The organism is Micromonospora sp. L32, from assembly GCF_052068055.1.
Classification (GTDB): Bacteria; Actinomycetota; Actinomycetes; order Mycobacteriales; family Micromonosporaceae; genus Micromonospora; species Micromonospora purpureochromogenes.
In genome coordinates, this window is record NZ_JBQHDD010000005.1 from 85,108 (window position 1) to 104,897 (window position 19,790).

23 protein-coding genes are annotated in these 19,790 nt (G+C 75.4%); 19 read left to right on the top strand and 4 right to left on the bottom strand.

Annotated elements, in window-relative coordinates:
* Positions 1-60 precede the first annotated feature (60 nt).
* Positions 61-1,221: an FAD-dependent oxidoreductase gene (locus tag ACTMTB_RS15265; protein WP_441146105.1), complete on the top strand. Its 1,161-nt coding sequence runs from the start codon at positions 61-63 to the stop codon at positions 1,219-1,221.
* A gap of 52 nt (positions 1,222-1,273) precedes the next feature.
* Here the strand turns inward: ACTMTB_RS15265 and ACTMTB_RS15270 are convergent, their stop codons facing one another.
* Genes ACTMTB_RS15270 through ACTMTB_RS15280 form a run of 3 tightly spaced genes read right to left on the bottom strand, consistent with a single transcriptional unit; the run spans position 1,274 to position 2,745 of the window.
* The gene (locus ACTMTB_RS15270) at positions 1,274-1,699 is read right to left on the bottom strand and encodes an NUDIX domain-containing protein (RefSeq protein ID WP_441146107.1); all 426 of its coding nucleotides are present in this window, start codon (positions 1,697-1,699) and stop codon (positions 1,274-1,276) included.
* A 56-nt stretch (positions 1,700-1,755) separates the two neighbouring features.
* Positions 1,756-2,232, bottom strand: a complete 477-nt coding sequence (locus ACTMTB_RS15275) for a cupin domain-containing protein (RefSeq protein ID WP_154936386.1) — start codon at positions 2,230-2,232, stop codon at positions 1,756-1,758.
* Positions 2,233-2,259: 27 nt separating this feature from the next.
* On the bottom strand, positions 2,260-2,745 hold the full coding sequence (locus tag ACTMTB_RS15280; protein ID WP_280836566.1) for an RrF2 family transcriptional regulator: 486 nt from the start codon (positions 2,743-2,745) through the stop codon (positions 2,260-2,262).
* A 381-nt stretch (positions 2,746-3,126) separates the two neighbouring features.
* Between ACTMTB_RS15280 and ACTMTB_RS15285 the strand changes: the two genes are divergently transcribed.
* From ACTMTB_RS15285 to ACTMTB_RS15360, 16 genes are all read left to right on the top strand, one after another.
* Positions 3,127-3,861 (top strand): LppM family (lipo)protein, encoded by a 735-nt coding sequence (locus tag ACTMTB_RS15285; protein ID WP_441146110.1) that lies wholly within the window; start codon positions 3,127-3,129, stop codon positions 3,859-3,861.
* A 117-nt stretch (positions 3,862-3,978) separates the two neighbouring features.
* Positions 3,979-4,326: a hypothetical protein gene (locus ACTMTB_RS15290; RefSeq protein WP_441146112.1), complete on the top strand. Its 348-nt coding sequence runs from the start codon at positions 3,979-3,981 to the stop codon at positions 4,324-4,326.
* 14 nt (positions 4,327-4,340) lie between these two features.
* Positions 4,341-4,949, top strand: a complete 609-nt coding sequence (locus ACTMTB_RS15295; protein WP_280836563.1) for a glycine zipper family protein — start codon at positions 4,341-4,343, stop codon at positions 4,947-4,949.
* A complete protein-coding gene (locus ACTMTB_RS15300; protein WP_441146114.1) occupies positions 4,946-5,641 on the top strand; it encodes a carboxypeptidase-like regulatory domain-containing protein in 696 nt (231 codons plus the stop codon). The genes ACTMTB_RS15295 and ACTMTB_RS15300 overlap by 4 nt, the downstream gene beginning before the upstream one ends.
* A gap of 30 nt (positions 5,642-5,671) precedes the next feature.
* Positions 5,672-6,913, top strand: coding sequence for a phage tail sheath family protein (locus ACTMTB_RS15305; protein ID WP_441146116.1), 1,242 nt, complete (start codon positions 5,672-5,674; stop codon positions 6,911-6,913).
* Between the two features lies 1 nt (position 6,914).
* Positions 6,915-7,400 (top strand): phage tail protein, encoded by a 486-nt coding sequence (locus ACTMTB_RS15310; RefSeq protein ID WP_088961616.1) that lies wholly within the window; start codon positions 6,915-6,917, stop codon positions 7,398-7,400.
* Positions 7,372-9,054 carry a hypothetical protein gene (locus ACTMTB_RS15315; RefSeq protein ID WP_441146117.1) on the top strand — a complete coding sequence of 561 codons (1,683 nt, stop codon included), beginning with the start codon at positions 7,372-7,374 and terminating at the stop codon, positions 9,052-9,054. The genes ACTMTB_RS15310 and ACTMTB_RS15315 overlap by 29 nt, the downstream gene beginning before the upstream one ends.
* Positions 9,054-9,806 (top strand): CIS tube protein, encoded by a 753-nt coding sequence (locus tag ACTMTB_RS15320; protein WP_441146118.1) that lies wholly within the window; start codon positions 9,054-9,056, stop codon positions 9,804-9,806. Before ACTMTB_RS15315 ends, ACTMTB_RS15320 begins: the two co-directional genes overlap by 1 nt.
* Positions 9,803-11,380, top strand: a complete 1,578-nt coding sequence (locus ACTMTB_RS15325) for a phage baseplate assembly protein V (RefSeq protein WP_441146119.1) — start codon at positions 9,803-9,805, stop codon at positions 11,378-11,380. The genes ACTMTB_RS15320 and ACTMTB_RS15325 overlap by 4 nt, the downstream gene beginning before the upstream one ends.
* Positions 11,380-11,718 (top strand): hypothetical protein, encoded by a 339-nt coding sequence (locus tag ACTMTB_RS15330; protein ID WP_441146121.1) that lies wholly within the window; start codon positions 11,380-11,382, stop codon positions 11,716-11,718. The genes ACTMTB_RS15325 and ACTMTB_RS15330 overlap by 1 nt, the downstream gene beginning before the upstream one ends.
* On the top strand, positions 11,715-12,173 hold the full coding sequence (locus ACTMTB_RS15335) for a GPW/gp25 family protein (RefSeq protein WP_357610724.1): 459 nt from the start codon (positions 11,715-11,717) through the stop codon (positions 12,171-12,173). The genes ACTMTB_RS15330 and ACTMTB_RS15335 overlap by 4 nt, the downstream gene beginning before the upstream one ends.
* Entirely contained in the window at positions 12,170-14,791 is a 2,622-nt protein-coding gene (locus ACTMTB_RS15340) for a putative baseplate assembly protein (RefSeq protein WP_441146122.1), read from the top strand. The genes ACTMTB_RS15335 and ACTMTB_RS15340 overlap by 4 nt, the downstream gene beginning before the upstream one ends.
* The gene (locus tag ACTMTB_RS15345) at positions 14,772-15,422 is read left to right on the top strand and encodes a phage tail protein (RefSeq protein WP_441146123.1); all 651 of its coding nucleotides are present in this window, start codon (positions 14,772-14,774) and stop codon (positions 15,420-15,422) included. Before ACTMTB_RS15340 ends, ACTMTB_RS15345 begins: the two co-directional genes overlap by 20 nt.
* Entirely contained in the window at positions 15,419-16,354 is a 936-nt protein-coding gene (locus ACTMTB_RS15350; protein ID WP_441146124.1) for a hypothetical protein, read from the top strand. Before ACTMTB_RS15345 ends, ACTMTB_RS15350 begins: the two co-directional genes overlap by 4 nt.
* A complete protein-coding gene (locus ACTMTB_RS15355; RefSeq protein WP_441146126.1) occupies positions 16,351-16,809 on the top strand; it encodes a hypothetical protein in 459 nt (152 codons plus the stop codon). The genes ACTMTB_RS15350 and ACTMTB_RS15355 overlap by 4 nt, the downstream gene beginning before the upstream one ends.
* A 135-nt stretch (positions 16,810-16,944) precedes the next feature.
* Positions 16,945-17,700: a hypothetical protein gene (locus ACTMTB_RS15360; protein ID WP_441146128.1), complete on the top strand. Its 756-nt coding sequence runs from the start codon at positions 16,945-16,947 to the stop codon at positions 17,698-17,700.
* Between the two features lie 159 nt (positions 17,701-17,859).
* Here the strand turns inward: ACTMTB_RS15360 and ACTMTB_RS15365 are convergent, their stop codons facing one another.
* Positions 17,860-18,126 (bottom strand): TIM barrel protein, encoded by a 267-nt coding sequence (locus tag ACTMTB_RS15365; protein ID WP_441146130.1) that lies wholly within the window; start codon positions 18,124-18,126, stop codon positions 17,860-17,862.
* Positions 18,127-18,256: 130 nt separating this feature from the next.
* Here ACTMTB_RS15365 and ACTMTB_RS15370 point away from each other — a divergent pair, with 130 nt between their 5' ends.
* A complete protein-coding gene (locus ACTMTB_RS15370) occupies positions 18,257-19,264 on the top strand; it encodes a LacI family DNA-binding transcriptional regulator (protein WP_441146132.1) in 1,008 nt (335 codons plus the stop codon).
* Between the two features lie 71 nt (positions 19,265-19,335).
* Complete coding sequence (locus tag ACTMTB_RS15375; RefSeq protein WP_441146133.1) at positions 19,336-19,755, top strand: ATP-binding protein; 420 nt, start codon at positions 19,336-19,338, stop codon at positions 19,753-19,755.
* The last annotated feature ends 35 nt before the right edge of the window (positions 19,756-19,790 follow it).

Below are 19,790 nucleotides of genomic sequence, written 5' to 3' on the forward strand. Positions count from 1 at the left end.
CCTCCTCGGTGTTCTACAGCTGTAGTATGAACTTCTACAGTTGTAGAAAGGGCGGTCGGGATGGACGGACACGCGGTGGTGGTCGGCGGCGGGATCGGTGGCCTGGCCGCCGCCCTCGCCCTGCACCGGACGGGCTGGCGGGTCACCGTGCTCGAACGCGCGCCGGAACTGGGCGAGGTGGGCGCCGGGCTGACCCTGATGTCCAACGCGCTGCGGGGGCTGGACGCGCTCGGCGTCGGCGCGGCCGTCCGCGCGCACGGCCGGGCCGAGGCTCCCGGCGGGCTGCGCACCCGGAGCGGGCGCTGGCTGTCCCGGGTCGACGGCGCCGACCTGACCCGGCAGCTCGGCACCACTGCGCTTGGCGTCCACCGGGGCAGGCTGCACGGCGTCCTGCGCGACGCCCTGCCGGCGGCCGCGCTGCGCACCGACGCCGAGGTGGTCGACGTGACGACCGGCCCCGACGGCGCCCGGGTGCAGCACCGCTGGCGCGGGAAGCCCGCCGAGCTCGCCGCCGACCTGGTGGTGGGCGCCGACGGGCTGCGCTCGGCCGTGCGCTCCCGGCTCTGGCCGGAGCACCCCGGACCCACCTACGCCGGGACGACGGCATGGCGGGCGGCGATCCGCTGGGACGACCCGCTGCCGACCGCGGTGAGCTGGGGCCCGGGCGCCGAGTTCGGCATGGTCCCGCTCGGCGCCGACCAGGTCTACTGGTACGCCGCGGTGACCGCCCCACCCGGCGGGCGGGCCCCCGACGAGCTGGCCGCCGTGCGGGAGCGCTTCGGCGACTGGCACGACCCGGTCCCGGCGCTGCTCGCCGCCACCCGGCCCGAGCAGGTGCTGCGGCACGACCTGCACCACCTGGGCACGCCACTGCCGTCCTACGTGCGCGGTCGGGTGGCGCTGCTGGGCGACGCGGCGCACGCGATGACCCGGTTTCTCGGTCAGGGCGCCTGCCAGGCGATCGAGGACGCGGTCACCCTCGGCGCGGCCTGCGCCGGCGGCCCGGCGAACCTCGACGCCGCGCTCGCCCGCTACGACCGGGAGCGCCGCCCGCGCAGCCAGGCGGTGGCCCGGGCCTCGGCCCGCGCCGGCCGCTTCGGCCAGCAGCTGCGCCACCCGGTGGCGGTCACTCTCCGCGACACCCTGATCCGGCTCACCCCGTCCCGCCTCGCGCTGCGCCAGGCGGCCCGGTACGCCGACTGGCACCCGCCATGCGACTGAGCCGACCGGCCCCGGCCTCGACCGACCCGGCGGCCTGAACCGGGCCTGGCGGTCAGCGACCAGCGGCGGCCAGGCCGGCGTATTCGGGCGAGGCCAGGAAGCGGGTCAGCACTTCTACGGTGCCGGGGGTGTACGGGCGACCGTCGAGCACCTCGCCGGGCCGGACGAAGAGCATCGCCGCGCCCTCACCGAGCACCACGTCCTCCTGCCGGGCCCGGGTGGCGGCGCAGAAGTAGTGCTTCACCCGGTCCAGCTCCGGCAGCTCCTGGCGGGCGAAGAGCCGCAGCTCACCGTCGGGGCGCAGCCCGGTCTCCTCGTACAGCTCGCGGCTCGCGGTCTCCGCGGCCGCCTCCCCCGGCTCCCCGTGCCCGCCCGGCAGCCCCCAGACGTGCGGATGGTACGGGGCGTGCCCGTCGCGTAGCTGCAACAGCAGCCGGCCGGTCGGGTCGACGAGCAGCACGCAGGCGACGAGACGCACCCGCTCAGCCTAGTCGCCGGGCCCGCCACGGCGGCCGGGCCCGGCGGGCGGGGCGGTCAGGGGCGGTCGCGCCACAGCGGACTGTCGACGTAGTGGTTGTCGTAGCGCTGTCCGCTGGCGGCGATCTCGGCCGGGTCGGCCTCGCCCCGGTACACCCGCTCGAGGAGCCGGTAGTAGTCGAACCGGTCGATGCCGGGGGTGAAGACCACCAGCACGTCGGCGGACTCGCCGCGGGCCGGTGCGAAGGCGTGCGGGGTGTGCGCGGGGACGAGCAGGAAGTCGCCGCGGCGCAGGGTGCGGATCTCGTCGGCCACCAGGACGTCGAGGACCCCGTCGAGGACGAAGAACGTCTCGGCGGCGCGGGTGTGCAGGTGCGGTGGGGCGCCGGGCGAGCCGGTGTGCAGGGTGGCCCGATTGGCGGTGAGCGCGCCGCCGGTCTCGCCGGCGTCGCCGAGCAGGGTGATCAGGCTGGTCGGGCCGTCGGCGAGGACGGTGGCGTCGTCGGCGCGGACATGCAGGGGTGCCGTGGTCATGGTGCTCACCTTCCGATGGGACGATGCTCAGGACGGGGGCGCGACGAGGCGCTCGCGGGTGTTCCGCGGGGTGTCCGGGTAGCGGTCGCCGACCGCCTCCCGCAGCTGCGCGAGGGTCTGCCCGGCCAGCTCCCGCCGCCAGGCCAGGTCGGCGCGGCGCATCGCCTGGGAGATCAGACAGGCCTGCCGGTAGTCGACGTCGGCGCGACCTCCCGGCCCCTGGCGGAGGAGCTGCGCGCAGCGGAACGCCTCCTCCGCCCCCTCGATGGCGGTCACCACGTCGAGCAGGGTGATCTCCTCGGGGGCGCGGGCCAGTCGGAACCCGCCGCGCGGGCCAGAGACGGACCGGAGGATCCCGGCCCGCACCAGGGCCTGCAACTGCTTGTTGAGGTACGCCGTCGGCAGCCCGTAGAACGCGGCCAGCCGGGCCGCCGACACCGCCCGCCCCGGCTCCAACCAGGTCATGTTGAGGCAGCTGTGCAGCGCCCACTCGACGCCCTCCGCCATCTTCATATTCTGGATACTAGATGTCCAGGATCCGCTCGGCAAGCGTTCCGCACAGCCGGGCGCCGATGCCGGCCCGCCGTCGTCGGGTCGGCCCGTCGCCCGGCGGCTCGTCGCGGGCACCGTCCACCCTGGCCGAATTCCGTCACCGCCCCCCGGGGCGTCGAAATTGCGTCCGGCCAACCCTCCAGAATATCGATCGCACCCATTTTCGGCGTCAGCCGAAAGGGAGAACGGGCCGGTAAGATCGGTGACACCGTTGTGACTGATCGCTGACTGCGGATAGTGAGGGCGATCACACACACTGCTGGCATGAATACGAGACTCGACCGCGGCAGGGCATTCCGCCTCGCGGTGTGTCTCGCCCTGGTGGCGATGCTCACCGGGTGCATGCAGCTCAACATCGGCCTGACCGTCAACGCCGACGACACGATCGACGGGCAACTGCTCCTGACCGCCGACAAACGGTTCCTGACCACCGACAACAGGACCGTCCAGGTCGGCTTCGCCGAACTCCGGCAGAACATCCCCACGTTGCCGAAGGGCGAGGAGCGGGTCTACGAGAATGAAGGCTTCTACGGTTCCCTGATCACCTACCACCACACTCCGCTGAAGGATTTCACCAGCGAGAGCGTGAAACTGGTCCGGGAGGACGATCTCTACCGGTTCAGCCTCCCGCTCGATCCGAAGAAATACGGCGGGAAGGTGGCCGAACAGGATCCGTTGAACCAGGCGCGGTTCATGCAGTTGATGTCGTTCGAGATTTCCCTGACCTTTCCCGGTCGGGTGATCGACACCAACGGCACGCGCATCGGCCGCTCGGTCACCTGGAAGGTCGTCGCCAACCAGGAAAAGCCGCTCGAGCTGCGGGCGGTGGCCGAGGCGGCGCCGAAGCCCTCGCCGTCCGCCACGGCGGCCGCCTCCCCCGGCGGTGACGAAGGCGGGTCGTTCCCATGGCTCCTGGTCGTCGGGGCCGTGGTCGTACTGCTCGTGGTCGGCGCGGTCGTCGCCGTCCTGCTGCTGCGCCGACGGGGCCGGTCCGCCGCCGCCCCCGCCGCGGCGCCGACGGGCGCGGCCGTCGCGCCGGCCGCCACGCCACCGGCGGAGCATCCGAGGCCGGTCTGACCCCGTCAGGGCCGGACATCGCCACCACCCGGGCGGCCGGGCCGGGCACACCAACCCGGCCGCCGTACCTCACCACCACCACACCACCCTCCCGGCACCACCCGAAGGGAGATCGCCGTGAACGATCTCTTCACCTGGCCCGCCCTCGGCAGCCTCACCGGCGCGAGCGCCGCCACCCTGCTCACCGCCAACGTCGTCGGCGGCCTGCTCGGACCCGCGGGCGACAAGGCCCGCAAGTGGATCGCGTTGGGCGTCGCCCTGGCGCTGTCCTACCTGACCGCGGCGTTCGCCACGGACGTCGGCGCCGAGAAGTGGATCATCGCCTTCTTCAACGGGCTGATCATCTTCTCCGCCGCCCTCGGCATCAACCAGCTGCCGCCGGGCAACCGGCAGGCGACGCAGACGTCGCCGAGCCGGATCGCCCAGGGCGGTGGCGAGCCCCGCTACATCCGTTCCTGGGTCTGAGAGAGGTGAGCGTCATGGTCTTCGGAATCATCAGCGCCGCCGTCCACATCGTCCTCGGCGCCGCGCTCGGCGGCTGGGCCGGCGGCACCCTCGGCCTGCTGATCGGCGCCGTCGCCGGGCTGCTCGTCGGCGGCCCGTTCGGCTGGGCGGTCGCCTCCGCCCGGGTGTACGGCCCGGACGCCCGCGGCGTCTGGCTCTTCGTGGTGGACCACACCTGGAGCCTGCTGAACACCGCCGTCGGCGCCGTCTACCTCGCCGTACACCTGATCTTCGGCCACCAGCTCGACCGGACCACCTCGCAGCACAGCTGCCGGGTCGACGTCGTGGAGGGTGTATCCCCGAGGTACGCCACCACCATCGGCACGGTCTGCGCCGGCTCCAGCCCCGGCATCCAGCGGCACGAGGACGTGCACATCTTCCAGGGCCGGCTGCTCGGCCCGCTCTACATCCCACTGGTGCTGCTCAACTACGTGCTCTTCACCATCGCCCCGGTCTGGTTGCTCTGGCACGACCACACCAACGCGCCGATCAACGCCTTCACCCGGTACTTCGAGATCGGCGTCTACCCGCACGTCTGGAACGAGGCCATCGCGTACCGGATCCAGGGAAGCCCGCCGCGATGACCGACGACGGGCGTGGACCGGTCGAGGCGACCACCGCCGACCTGGCGGCGTGGCTGGCCACCGCCGCGGGCGAGGTCGTCCCGGTCGGCCCGCCCGCCGACGGCGGACCCGCCGACGGGCTGACGGTCTGGCCGCTGGAGCTGCGGCCCGGCCGGCAGACCCGCGGCACCGGCAACCGGGAGCCGTACCGCTTCACGGTTCGCTACCTGCTCAGCGCCGCCGGCCCGGCGGCGCTGCCCCGGCTGGACCGGGTGCTCGCCGCCGCGGTCGTCGACGGGGAGCAGGAGGTGCTGCTGGAGGCCGGCGACCCGGAGCTGTGGCGGGCGTTCGGCGTGCCGCCCCGGCCGGCGCTGCTGATCGACGTACCCGCGCAGGTGGCCCGGCCGCTGCCGGCGGCGCCGCCGGTGCTGCGCCCGCTGCGGCTGCGGCAGCTGCCGATGCGCACCCTGGACGGCCGGGTGGTCGGCCCGCAGGAGCAGCCCCTCGCCGCGATGCGGGTCGAACTGGTCGGCACCTCGCAGGCCACGCACACCGACCCGGCCGGCCGGTTCCGGCTCACCGGCGTGCCGGACGACCCCGAGCAGCCCGGCCCGGTCCGGCTGCGCCTGGTCGGCCGCGGCCACACCCTCACCGCCGACGTCGACCCCGCCGACACCGACCTCGTCATCGTCTGCGAACCCCCGGCCCGCTGACCCGGACCGCCCCGCGCACCAGGAGGACCGATGCCCAACTACTTCTCCCCCGGCATCTACGTCGAGGAGGTGCCGAGCGGGGCCCACCCGATCGGGCCGGTCGGCATGAGCACCGCCGCGTTCGTCGGCATCGCCCCGGACCGCGGCGCCCACGTCGACCGGGCGATGCCGGTGAACAGCTGGTCGGAGTTCCTGCGGCTCTACGCCGGCGGCGAACGCCCGGAGAGCACCCCGCTGGCCCGCGCCGTCTTCGGCTTCCTCGACAACGGCGGCACCCGGTGCTGGGTGGTCAACGTCGGCGAGGGCGGCCAGCTCACCGGCGGCGGCCAGCGCCGCGCCGGCCTGCAACTGCTGGAGGCCGTCGACGAGGTCTCCATCCTCGCCGCCCCCGGCTTCCACGACCCGGTCTCGCACGAGGCCCTGCTGAGCATGGCCGAGCGGCTGCGCACCATGGTGGCGATCTGCGACCCGCCCCCGGGCATCGACGACATCTCGGCGCTGACCCGCGTCGCCACCCCCAGCTCCGCCCGGGCCCCCCGCGCCGCCGACGGCAAACCCGCCGAGGGTACGGCGAAGCCCGCCGACGACGACGGTGGCGGCACCACCGCGTACCGGCCCCGGCAGTCGGACTTCGGCACCTGCTACTTCCCCTGGCTGCGGGTGCGCGACCCGCTCAGCGGCGAGCTGGTACTCACCCCGCCGAGCGGGCACATGGCCGGCATCTGGGCCCGCACCGACGGGTTGCGCGGGGTGCACAAGGCCCCGGCCAACGAGCCGGTACGCGGCGCCGTCGACCTGGAGTACCTGGTCACCCGCCCCGAGCACGACGTGCTCAACCCCAGGGGCGTCAACGTGATCCGCTACTTCGCCGGCGAGGGCATCCGGGTGTGGGGCGCCCGTACGCTCGCCGCCGAGGCCAGCGAGTGGCGCTACCTCAACGTGCGGCGGCTCTCCATCTCCATCGAGCAGGCCATCGCCAACGGCACCCGCTGGATGGTCTTCGAGCCGAACGACTTCTCGCTGTGGCGCTCCATCCGCCGCGACATCGGCGCCTTCCTCACCCGGGTCTGGCGCGACGGCGCCCTGCTCGGGCGTACGCCCGAGGAGGCGTTCTTCGTCAAGTGCGACGAGGAGACCAACCCGGCCGACGTCCGCGACGCCGGCATGGTGGTCGCCCACATCGGCATCGCGGTGGTCAAGCCCGCGGAGTTCGTGGTGTTCAAGCTGAGCCAGTGGGCCGGTGGCACCGAGACCGAGACGATCGGAGGCTGAGATGACCACCCCCGCCACCCCGCAACCGGGCGCACCGGTCGACCCGTACCGGGCCTACAACTTCAAGCTGCTCATCAACGGCATCACCAACGGGCACTTCACCGAGGTCAGCGGCCTGGAGGTGACGATCGCCCGGCGAGCGTACCGGGAGGCCGGCAACGACCGGATCCGGGCCGTGCCCGGCCAGGTCGACTACGCCCCGGTGACCCTGCACTTCGGCCTCACCTCCTCCCGCGAGCTGTGGGACTGGGTGCAGGCCGCGGCCCGGGGGACGGTGAACCGCCGCAACGTCTCGGTGGTGCTGCTCGACGCCGCCGGCACCAGCGAAGCGCTGCGCTGGAACATGATCAACGCGTGGCCCATGCGGTGGCGGGGCGCGCACCTGCACACCCTCTCCCAGGAGATCGCCATCGAGGCGCTCACCCTGGCGTACGAGGGCCTGGAGCTGGAGTCGGGCAGTGCCGCCGCCGCGCCCAGGACCGCGTAGCTGGCTGGCTCGGCGGCTGCGGGACGCCGCCGACGCCGCCGAGCGGTGGTCGGACGATCCCGCCCCGACCGCCGGTGGCTCGCCGGCCGGGACGACGCCGGGCCTGCCGCCGGCCGAGGCCGGGCCGCCGGCCCACGCGACGCCGGGCCTGCCGCTGCCCGGAGCGAGGCCGGAGGTGCCGCCGGCCGAAGCGACGCGGGACGTGCCGCGCCGGCCGGGCCAGCCCCCCGAGCACTGGCTGCGCCTGGTCGCCGCGCACGCCCCCGGCCTGCTGCGCGGCCTGGACGTCGACCCGGACGCCCTTCCGGACGCCGGGCCGTCGACGGTTGCGCGCGGCCTGCTGGGCGGGCCCGCCGACGGGGTGGCTGGCAACCGGCCGCCCGCCCGCTCCGGTACGCCGGCGCTGCCCCCGACCGGCTCGGTCCGGCGGGGAATGGCCGCGGGCTCGTGGCCCCGCAACCCGGACGGGGTTCCGGGCTCGTGGCCCAGTGACGCCGACACCGTGGGCGCGTCGCGGGGCGACCCGGATGGGGGCGCGTGGCCCGGCGAGCCCGACGGAACTGTGGGCTCGTCGCCCGGTGACCTCGGCACAGGCGTGGGCTCCCGGCCCGGCGACCCCGGCAGGGGCGTGGGTTCGTGGGCCGGCGACTCCGGCGCGGATCCCCGTCCGGGATCCGTGACTGCGGGCAACCGGCCCGACGGCGTCAACCGCCCAGCCGGGCCCGGTTCTCCAGCCGCCGGCAGGTTGCGCGGCGTCCCCGATCCGAGCGGCCGGCCGGGAGCCCCGACGCCGGACTCCCGGCCGGGACCGCCGCCCGCGCATTCCTCGCCGGGCGGGCCAGGGCACCACCGGTACCCACCGCCCGCGCGACGGGTCGGGCAGTCGGTCGACGACGTCGACCGGTCGCCGGGGTCTGGTGCCGGCGCTCAGCCGGGGCCGGCAACCTGGCGGATCCGGCCGGCGGTACCCGGCCCCGCCGCCGGATTCAGGAGCGACCTGTCGCAGACCGGGCAGGGCGACGGCGGCACCCGCTGGCACCCGGACGTGCCGCCCGCCGGTCCCGACGAGCCCCGCGTCGGCCGGGTCGACCAGTCCGGACCACCCACCGGCCAGGATCCGGCCGCATCCGTCGAGGGGACGACAGCCGATGGCCGAGCGCGCGCCGCCACGGACCCGGCGCACCGGCAATTCACGACCGGCGGAGACGACGTCGGTGCGTTCCGGTTCCCCGCCCCCTGGTCCGCTCCGACGGGAGCGCAAGCCGGCACCGCACCGCCGGCCGGTCTCTGGGCGGGCCGGGCGCGCGGGGCCGGACCGGATGAGCCCACCCGGACGGCCGAGCGCGCCACCGCACCGGCACGCACCGACTTCGACAGCGGATCCTGGTCCGCCGACCGGTGGCTGCCGGCACAGCCCGGCAAGGAGTGGCCCGACGCCGCCCCGGCACCCGACCCGTGGCCGGTCCTGCCGGACGGGCCGGCGGGCGGCACCGGGGGCGTACCCCCGACGGGAGCGACCACGACGGGGCCGGCGGGGCGGTGGGCCGGGGATCCGTGGCCGGCACTGCCCGACGACCCGGCGTGGCGGCCGGCCACCGGCGACGGTGACGGCGAGCGGCTGCGCCGCCTCGACCACGAGCAGCGGGGGGCCTGATGGAACGGGTGGCCTTCCTGGTGGACTCCTCCGGCGTCCGGGTGGACTGCCTGCTGAACCCGGAGACCGTGCAGGTGACCCGGCTGGCCGGGGTACGCCCGCGCGGCGCCGGCGACGGGCAGCTCACCGGCGCCGGGCTCGCCGACGACCCGCTGGTCTTCACCGGCGGCGGCCGCACCGAGCTGGTGCTCGATCTGCTCTTCGACACGGACCTGGTGGACGCGCCGACCCGCCCGGAGGACGTGCGGGCCCTGACCCGTCCACTGTGGATGTTGGCGGAGAACTCCGCCACCGCGCACGGCTGGCTGCGACCGCCGCTGGTCCGGCTGGTCTGGGGCAAGACCTGGAACGTGCCCGGCGTGATCGTCGCGATCGCCGAACGGTTCGACGCGTTCACCCTCACCGGCTCGCCCCGCCGGTCCTGGCTGCGGCTGAAGCTGGTGCGGGTGGCCGAGTCCGCCGACGAGGCCCAGGAGGGCTTCGACGAGGAGCTGGCCGCCGCCACCACTCCGGTGGCCGCGCCCGGTTCGGCGGTGGTGGCCGCCGGGGACGGCTCCGCCGTGCCCGGGTACTCCGGGGTCCGCTTCGACCTGCTCGCCCACGACGCGCTCGGCTCGCCGCTGCGGTGGCGGCTGCTCGCCGAGCACAACCGGATCACCGATCCGCTGACCGTGCCGGCCGGCACCGCCCTCGCGGTGCCCCCGCTGACCGCCGCCGCGACCACCCCGCCCCCTCCGGGAGGTGCCCCGTGACCGCCTGGCCGACCGTGCTGCTCGACGGGGTACCGCTGGACGGGCGCCGGCTCCGGTCGGTGCGGATCGCTGGGCGGCTGGACCAGCCGACCCAGTGCGAGATCGGCTACGCCGCCGGCCCCGGCCCCACCGCGCTGGACCTCGGCCCCGCCCCGGCGGTGCCGACCGGCGCGACCCTCGACGTCCGGCTGGACGACGCGCGCCTGTTCACCGGGGAGGTGACCTGCGTCGAGGTGGAGTATGCCGCCGACGGCGTCGCCCTGGTCCGGCTGCGTGGCTACCAGCCGCTGCACCGGCTGCGCAAGCGGCAGCAGTTGCGGGTGTTCGAGTCGTTGACCGCCGCCGACCTGGCCCGGGACCTCTGCGCGGAGGTCGGCCTCGACGTCGACGCCGAGGAGGACGGCCCGCGCCTGGAGCGGGTGCTCCAGCACCGGCACAGCGACCTCGACCTGCTGCTGGAGGTGGCCGGCCGGGCCGGGCTGCACCTCGCCGACGACGAGGACCGGCTGCGGCTGGTCACCCTGGACGGGCACAGCGAACCGGTCACCCTGACCCTCGGCCACACCCTGCACTCGCTGCGGATCGCGGCCAACCTGGACCGGGCCGCCGGGCAGAGCGCGGCGCTGGGCTGGCATCCGCAGCGCGCCGAGCCGATCAGCCAGCGGGCCGACGCGGCGCGCACCGGCCGGCGCATCCCGCTCGACCCGGACCCGGCCGCCGTCGGCGCGGACGGGGTACGCACCGCGGTGGACCAGCCCGGCCGCAGCGACGACGAGCTGGCCGCCATCGCCCAGGCCGGCCTGGACGCCCGGGTGGCCGCGCTGGTCACCGCCGAGGGAGTCGCCGAGGGCGACCCGGCGCTGCGGCCCGGCCGCCGCGTCGAGCTGGCCGGGGTCGCCGACCCGGTCGCCGGGGTGTACGTGCTGACCGAGGTGGTGCACACCATCGACGCCAACGGCCACCTGACCCGGTTCAGCACCGCCCCGCCGCCCGCCCCGGCACCCGCCCCGGTCGCCGGCGCGGTGGTCACCCTCGGCACGGTCACCGACGTCGACGACCCGGACCGGCTCGGCCGGGTCCGGCTCACCCTCCCCGCCTACGGGGACCTGGACGCCGGCTGGCTGGCCGTGCTCTGCCCCGGCGCCGGGGCCGGCAAGGGAATCGTGGCGCTGCCCGACCCGGAGGACACCGTGCTGGTGGCGCTGCCCGGGGGCGAGCCGGCCGCCGGGATCGTCCTCGGGTCGCTCTTCGGCGCCGTCGAGCCGTACGACGCGGGCATCGCCGACGGGCGGTCCGGCCGGTGGTCGGTGCGGACCGGCAGCGGCCAGACGATCGTGGTGGACGACGCGGCGCGCAGCCTGAAGCTCGCCACCGACGCCGGCAGCTTCCTGGAGCTGACGCCGGAGCTGACCACCCTGCACGCCGCCACCGACCTGGTGCTCTCCGCGCCGGGCCGGGCGATGGTGGTACGCGCCCGCAGCGTCGACTTCCTGCACGCCGACACGACCGAGGACGGTCCGACCGCGCGGGAGCGGGCCGCCGCGCTCGCCCGGCAGAGCTCAGGAGGCGGCTGATGCGCTGGATCCACCTGCAATCCGTGATCACCTGCGACCACGACGGCCGGGTGACCAACCGGGCGTCGCAGCGCTGGGTGAGCGTCACCGGCGTACCGGTGCTGGTCGACGACGACCCACAGGGGCGGGACATCGTGGCCTGCCCGAACTACGGGCCGACGGTGAAGCCGTGCACGAAGACGCTGCCGGTGCGGGTCGGCTACAGCGACTGGCTGCGCGTCGACGGGCATCGGATCGTCCTGTCGCACCTGGACGGGCTCACCGACGGCACCCCGCCGGGCCTGGTCCACCACACCGTCCGCGACCCGCGGCAGCACCTGGTGGAGGCGGACCGATGAGGGCCTTCCGCTTCGTGGGCGCCGGCTTCGACGCCGGCCGCACCGGCGGTCTGGCGTTGACCGCGGCCGGCGGGCTCGCGATGACCGAGGGCGACGAGACGGTACGCCAGGCGCTGTACCTGCTGCTCTCCACCACCCCGGGCGAGCGGCTGATGCGCCCCGGGTACGGCTCCCGCCTGCACCGGCTGGTCTTCGCGCCCAACGACGACACCACCGCCGGCCTGGCCATCCACTACGTCCGGCAGGCGATCCGGCGCTGGGAGCCGCGCGTCGAGGTGATCGACGTCGACGCCGGACCGGACCCGGACGATCCGTGGCGGCTGGTGATCCGGCTCGACTACCGGGTCCGGGCCAGCCTCTCCCCCGGCCAGCTGGTCTTCTCCGTCGACCTGCTCCCCGACGACGAGGAGACCGACGGGCCGGTTCGCGACCACGCCGAGGGGGACCGGTCATGACGCTACCCGTGCCGCACCTCGACGACCGCGCCTTCCTCGACCTCGTCGCCGAGGCCCGGGAGCGGATCCGGCAGTCCTGCCCGGCCTGGACGGACCTGTCCGCGCACGACCCGGGAATCGCCCTGGTGGAGGCGTTCGCGCACCTCACCGAGGTGATGATCTACCGGCTGAACCAGCTGCCGGAGAAGGCGTACGTGCAGTTCCTCAACCTGCTCGGGGTGGCCCGGCACGCCCCGTCGGCGGCCTGGGCGGACGTGCGGTTCACCCGTACCGGCGGCGAGCACGGCGCGGTGCGCATCCCCGCCGGCGCCCGGGTCGCCGCGGCGCGCGGCGCCGACCCGAGACCAGTCGTCTTCGTCACCACCGAGCCGGCGACGCTGCCCGCCGGGCAGGCCGAGGTGACCGTGCGGATGCACCACTGCGAGCCGGTCGAGGCGGAACTGCTCGGCACCGGCACCGGGCAGCCGGGGCAGGCGCTGCGCGCCGCCCGGGCGCCGCTGGCCCGGACGGCGGAACCGCTGGACCTGCTGCTGGGGGTGGAGGTGCCGCCGGGCTCGGTGGAGCTGGGCGCGGCCGCCCGGGAGCACGAGGGACGGACGTACGAGATCTGGCGGCCGGTGGACAGCTTCGCCGGGGTCGGCCCGCAGGCCAAGGTGTACCTGGTGGACCGCTGCTCCGGGGTGGTCACCTTCGCCCCCGCCCTGGACCTGCGCCCGTCCGGCGACGGGCCGGCCGGGGCGGCGGCGACCGGCGCGGCCGGCTCCGGACTGGTGACGGTGGCCGCGGTGCCGCCGGCCGGGGCGGGGATCCGGCTCTGGTACCGGGCCGGCGGCGGGCGCACCGGCAACGTCGCCGCCGGCACGCTGACCAGCCTGCGCGACCCGCTGCCCGGGGTACGGGCGGACAACCCGGAGCCGGCCAGCGGCGGGCGGGACATGGAGACGCTGGACTCGGCGCTGGTCCGCGGGCCGTACGAGTTCTTCGCCCAGCAGCGGGCGGTGACCGCCCGGGACTTCGAGATCCTCGCCGCCGGCTCCGGGGCGGTGGCTCGGGCGCGGGCCTTCACCCGGGCCGCGGTCTACAGCTTCGCCCGGCCGGGCGAGGTCGAGGTGGTGCTGGTGCCGTACGTGCCGGACGAGGCCCGGCCCGGCGGCCGGCTGCCGGTGTCGGTGCTGCGCGAGCACGAGGTGGAGGAGGCGCGCCGCCGGGTCGAGGCGGACCTGGACCAGCGCCGCGCCCTCGGCACGAGCTGCCGGGCCGGTTGGGCCCGCTACAAGGCGGTCTCCATCCGGGCCCGGGTGGTGGTGCGCCGGGAGGAGGACGCCGAGGCGGTGCGGCGGCGCATCCACGACCGGCTGCACCAGACGCTGAGCCCGCTGCCCACCACGCTGAACCCGGCCGGCTGGGCGTTCGGCGAGCCGCTGCGGGCCTCCAACGTGTACCGGATGCTGGAGCACGCCGAGCCGGGCGTCCGCTACGTGGAGTCGGTCCGGTTCGTGGTCGACGAGGCCCCCGACGCCGAGGTACGCACCCTCGCCGTCGACCAGTACCAGGCCCGCACCTGGTACGCGGGCCGCGGCGAGGTGCTGTTCCGCTCCACCAACGCCGGTGCGGGCTGGGAGCCGGCCGGCCGGTTCGAGGGCGAGACGGTGGTGCGGGTGTCCCCCGCCCCCGCCCCGGTACGCCCCGGCGTGACCGCCCGCCCCGGCTCGGTGGCGGCGGTGACCGTCCGGGCCGCCGGTGGCTCCCGGGTGCACCTGAGCACCGACCTCGGCGAGAACTGGTCACTCCTGACCGACCTGGACTCCCGCATCTCCGACGTGGCCTGGATCGACCGGGACGGCGCGGGCGCGCTGCTGCTGGCCACCGACACCGGCCTGTACGAGGTTTCCCTGCTGCCCGGCTCGGTGCCGTTGCAGATCCTGGTCGACCCGGCCGACGCCGACCGTGGCTTCTACGCCGTGCGCGCCTTCGTCTCGGAGCGGGGCGCGCCCGGGGTGGCGGTCGCCGCGCAGGCCGGGTTCGGCGTCTACCTCTCCACCGCCGCCGGCCGCCCGGGCAGCTTCACCCACGTCGGCCTGGCCAACGTGGACAACCGGGTCCTCGCCGTGCAGTACGACGGCCCGGCCACCCTGCTCTGGTCGGGCGCGGGCGAGCCGGACCCGAAGAAGCCCGGGCAGGGCTGCCACCGCACCCGGCTGTTCGAGTCGGACGTGAAGTGGCAGTCGGTGCAGGCCGGCTGGATCGGCGGCACCTGCCGGGACCTGGCCTTCGCCGGCACCCTCGCGCTGGCGGCCACCCAGAGCGGCGGGGTGGTGCGACTGGACACCCTCGCCGCGCAGCCGCAGTGGCAGCCGGTGATGGTCAACTGCGGGCTGCCGCTGCGGGACCGATCCCGGTTCGTACCGGTCGACGCGATCGCCGCCACCGGCGGCACCGACCGGCTGATCCTGGCCGGCGGCGAGCGCGGGGTGTACCGCAGCGGCGACGCCGTGGACTGGTCGCCCAGCGCCAACCAGGCCACCGCCGACGTGGTGACCGTCCCCGACACCTGGCTGCTCTGCTCCGGCGAGCACGACATCGAGGTGGTGCGGCAGGATGCGCCGAGCGGCGATTGAGCGGCTGCTGCCCGCCGCGTACCAGCGGGCCAGCGTCCCCGGCAGCGTGCTGTTCGCGCTGCTGGAGGTGATGGAGGCGCTGCACGCCCCGGACGAGGCGGTGCTCGCCGACGTCGACGCGCTGTTCGCCCCGTACCGGGCGCCGGACGGGTTCGTCGGGTACCTGACCCGGTGGGTGGCGATGGACCACGTGCTCGCCTCGCCCCGCCCGGACGCGCCGCCGGCGCTGCCGGTGGGGCGGCTGCGGGACCTGGTGGCGCACGGCGCGCACCTGGCTCGCTGGCGGGGCACCCCGTACGGGATGCGGAGCGCCCTGGAGCTGGCCACCGGGGTGATCGGGTTCGTCCTGGACGAACCGGTCGACCGGCCCTTCCACCTGGTGGTCCGGGTGCCGCCGGCCGCCGCCGGCTCGCTCGCCCTGATCAGCCGGATCGTGGCGGCGGAGAAGCCGGCCGCGGTGACCGCCGAGGTCGTCCTGCTCGGCGACACCGACCCCGTCGACCCGCCGGCCGACCCCGAACCGCCCGTCGACCCGTCGCCGCTGCCCACCGGGCCGGCGGTCGGCCGGGCCTCCGTCCCGCCCCCACGCACCCTTCCACCTCCGGGACCGTCCGCAGAGGAGCCGTCATGACCACCGAATGGGCCGTCGTCGCCGCCGCCGAGCAGTTCACCCTCGACACCGGCAACCACGGCGAACTCACCTTCACCGTCTCGAACCCCGGCGCGGCCCCGGACACGGTGGTCTTCGACGTCGCCCCCGGGGAGGGCACCCAGCGGTCCTGGTTCACCGTCGCCGAGCCGCAGCGGGTGGTACCCGGCCAGGGGTCGGTCTCCTTCCTGGTCCGCCTCGCCGTGCCGCCCGGCACCGCGCCCCGCCGCTACGACATGACCGGCTTCGCCTACTCGGCGAACACCGCGCCGGAGGAGAGTTCCCGCTCCAGCGGCCGGGTGACGTACGAGGTCCGCGCCGTCGCCCCGCCCCGCCGCGCCCCCTGGCCGTGGATCGCCGCGGCCGTGGCGCTGGTGGTGCTGGTCGGGGCGGTGGTGGGCTGGCTGGTGACCCGACCGGAGGATGCGCCCGCCCCGGGTGAGCCGCAGGTGGTCACGCTGGAGGCGGAGAGCCTGGTGGCGCAGGCGAAGGTGGAGTCGCCGACCGGCGCCGCGGCAAAGGTGGTGGTCCAGCCGAACTGCTGCGGGGTCACCTGGTCGCAGGACCGGCAGCTGTTCTTCCAGGGCCTGGCGGTCGGCGACCAGGTCACGATGACCGTTGACCTGCCGAAGGACGCGGTCTGGCGGTTCTCCGCCGCCCGCACCACCTCGTTCGACTACGCCAACACCATCTTCCAGATCGACGGCGTCCAGGTCGGCGGGACCTTCCTCGGTTTCACGCCGAAGGTGGTCCGCACCGACTTCGAGGACGTCGGCACGCTGCGGCTCGGCAAGGGGCCGCACCAGGTGACCCTGGTGGCGGTGAGCAAGACGCAGGCCTTCGACCGGTACTTCGCCGGGATCGATCAGATCCGGTTCACCGAGGTCGGCGGGGCGGCGGCGGCCCGGCGATGAGCGGGCGACGCAAGCTGCTGCTGGTGGGGCTGGCCGTCCTGCTGGTGGTGCTCTTCGCGGTGGCCGTGGCCGTGGGCGCGGGTCGGGGCGACCGGGGCGGCCCGGACGACGACGGCGCCGTCCGCTGGCTGGGCCGGCTGGTCGGCGACAGCGCCACGGTCGATCCGGCGACGGTGCGGGCCGGCTGCGACCGTACCGGGGACACCCTCACCGTGGTCGGCGCCTGCGTGCTGCGCGTCGCCGACCCGGACGGACTGCGCACCCTGGTGCTGCGCAGCCCGAGCCGGTTCCGGGTCACCGCGCCGGCGCCCCGGGACGCCGGCTTCACCGTGGACGACGAGGTGGAGCCGGCCGAGGACGGCACGGCCGTGGCGAAGGTCGCCGTCGACCGGCCCAGCGAGGTCACCGTCGGCTGTGCGGGAGGTGTGGCGTGCGCGGTCACGATCGGATCCTGACCCTGAGGCCGTCGCCGGGCCGTGGCGGCCGGTCCGGCATCGCGGCGGCCTCGACAGCGAACGCCGCGCCGGGCCCGAGGACGGGCGACCGAAGGCCCCTGCCGTGGCTCGGCCCGACCCGCGAGGAGGCCCGTCGTGGGTGAGCTGCGCAAGCCGTTCCTGCTGCTGGCGTTGCTGGCCGTGGCGCTGGTGGTCGGGGTGGAGCTGGGCTCGTCGCTGCTCACCGGCGGCGGGGACGCGGGCGGCTCGCTGCGGGCCAGCGCGCAGGACCTGGGGGTGGACGTCGGCGAGGTGGGCCGGGTCGACGAGCCCTCCGGTCGGGGCATCGGCTATCTGGCGCTGATCGACGTGGTGGCGCTCTGGACCACGGGGCTGTTCTGCCTGAGCCTGGTGGTGCCGGACCGGGTCCAGGGGCGGGTGCAGGGTGTGGCGACGCTGGTCTTCTCGATCGTGCTGATCCTGGTGTCGCTGCTGATGCTGGTGCTCGCCTTCGTGGAGCTGTCCATCATGGTCTCGCTCTTCCTGGCCGCGCCCTTCGGCACGCTGGCGTACCTGGCGCTGTGGGGTTTCTTCCCGGTCGGCGAGGCGAGCCTGCTGCTCGGCCTGGTGCTGCTGCTCAAGCTGGTCTGGGTGGCGCTGCTGCTGCTCGCCCAGCCCCGCTTCCTGCAGAACAAGGGGCTGGTGCTGCTGGCGCTGACCACGCTGCTCTGCACGGTGCTGCTGGAGTTCCTGCACAACCTGGTGCCGGTCGTCGTGGTGAGCATCCTCGACGACGTGGGCGCGCTGGTCTTCGCGGTGGTCGCGATCGTCTGGGGCCTGGTCCTCCTGATCGGCTCGATCCCCGCCATCGTCAAGGCCGTCCGGGTGACCGCCGCCCTCCCCACCCGCTGACCCGGCTCGCCCAGCCCCACCCACCCGGCCCGCCACCAGCGGCCCGCCGCCCCTCGATCGCGTCGGCGCAATCGTGGAGGGTTGTTGTCGTCCCTGCGACAACAACCCTCCACGATCCCGACTGCCGACCCCGCGGCGCGGGGACGGGGGGTGAGGGGATCAGACGAGGTGGGTGCGGTGGGCGGTGATGGCGGCGGCGAGGATCTCGGGTCCGGGGCGGGACCAGAGGTCGGCCCGGAAGACCTCCACCTCGACCGGGCCGGTGTAGCCGGCCGCGTCGACCGCCTGCCAGAGCCGGCGCAGCTCGACGCAGCCCTCCCCGGGCAGGGCCCGGCCGAGCAGCACCCCCTCGGGCAGCGGGGTAACCCAGTCCGCCACCTGGAACGCGGCGATCCGCGCGCCGGCGCGGGCGATCTGCTCGTGCACGGCTCAGGCAGGCGCCTTCCTAGCAGTCGTAGGCGGCGGCCCGCAGCTCAGGCAAGGGCTTTCCTGACACCCGTACGGTAGCCTGTGCCCGACCGCGGGACGCGGGACCGAGGCGGGCAGGGGGTGGCCATTGGCGACGCTGGCCGACGTCGCCCGCCGTGCGGGCGTCTCCCCCGCCACCGCCTCCCGGGTCATCAACGGCAGCAGCAAGCCGGTCGCCGACGAGCTGCGCGAGCGCGTGCTGCGGGCCGTCGCCGACCTCCGGTACGTCCCGAACGCGCACGCCCAGCTGCTGGCCCGGCCGCAGCGCAGCGTGGTCGGCGTGGTGGTGCACGACGTCTCCGACCCGTACTCCGCCGAGGTGACCCGGGGCCTGCAACGGGTGGCCACCGACCGGGGCCGGCTGGTCATCATCTGCAACAGCTACCGCGACCCGGAGCGCGAGCTGGAGTACGTCGAGATGCTGCGGGGCCAGCAGGTCGCCGCCATCGTGCTGGCCGGCTCGGGCTACCACGACCCCGACTTCACCGCCCGGCTCACCGAGAAGCTGGCCGCGTACGAGGCGACCGGCGGCCGGGTGGCGGTGATCGGCCGGCACGAGCACCCCGGCGACGCGGTGATGCCGGCCAACGCCGACGGCGCGCGCCGGCTCGGCGCGGAGCTGCGCCGGCTGGGGCACCAGCGGGTCGGCGTGATCGCCGGTCCGCGGGAACTCACCACCACCAGCGACCGCCTCGCCGGGGTGGCCGAGGGGCTGGCAACCGCACTGCCGCCGGAGCGGGTCCGGTACGCCGACTTCACCCGCGACGGCGGTGCCCGTGCCGCCGACGAGCTGCTGGCCGCGGTGCCGGGGCTGACCGCGCTGGCCGCGCTCAACGACTCGATGGCGGTGGGCGCGCTGACCCTGCTGCGCGCCCGGGGCGTCCGGGTCCCCGAGGAGGTCTCCGTCGTCGGCTTCGACGACATGCCGGTGGCCGCCGACGTCACGCCCGCGCTGACCACCGTCCGGCTGCCCATGGTGGAACTGGGCGCCCGCGCGATGACCCTGGCCCTGGAACCGGCCGTCGACCGTCCCCGGGTCGAGGTGCTTCCCGCCGAACTCGTCCGCCGCGACAGCCTCGGCCCGGCCCCCGCCTGACCGTCCTCGCTCGAACCGCAGCTCCGGCAGCGGGCTGGCGACCGACGTCATGCGCCGCTCCCTTCCTGGTCGTGGGTTACGGGCGCGGCCGGGCGGACCGGTCCCCGCGCGTCGAGGTCCAGCTCCGCCCACTTTCGGGCGGGCAGGTCGAGCAGCCGGTCGACCGGTGCCGGGGCGCCTCGAGGGTGCCGTCGGCGACCAGCACCCGGTGCCGGCCGTACCGCCGCCCGGCACCGTGGCCGGCTCACACCCGGCAGGCGCTGCGGGGCTGGCTGGCCGGGCTCGGGGTGGGTGCGTCGGACGTCGAGGCGGTGCTGATCGCAGTCGGGGAGGCCTGCGCCAACGCCATCGAGCACGGCTACGGCGTGGACGGCGGGGAGCGGGGCCGGGGCCGGCTGATCATGGCCCGGCTGATGGACGAGGCGGTCATCGACGGCACGCCGCAGGGGACGGTCGTGCGGTTGGTCAAGCGGCTCTCCGGCACCGCCTGAGCGGTCGCGTACGCGACGCCCGGGTCGGGCCGGTA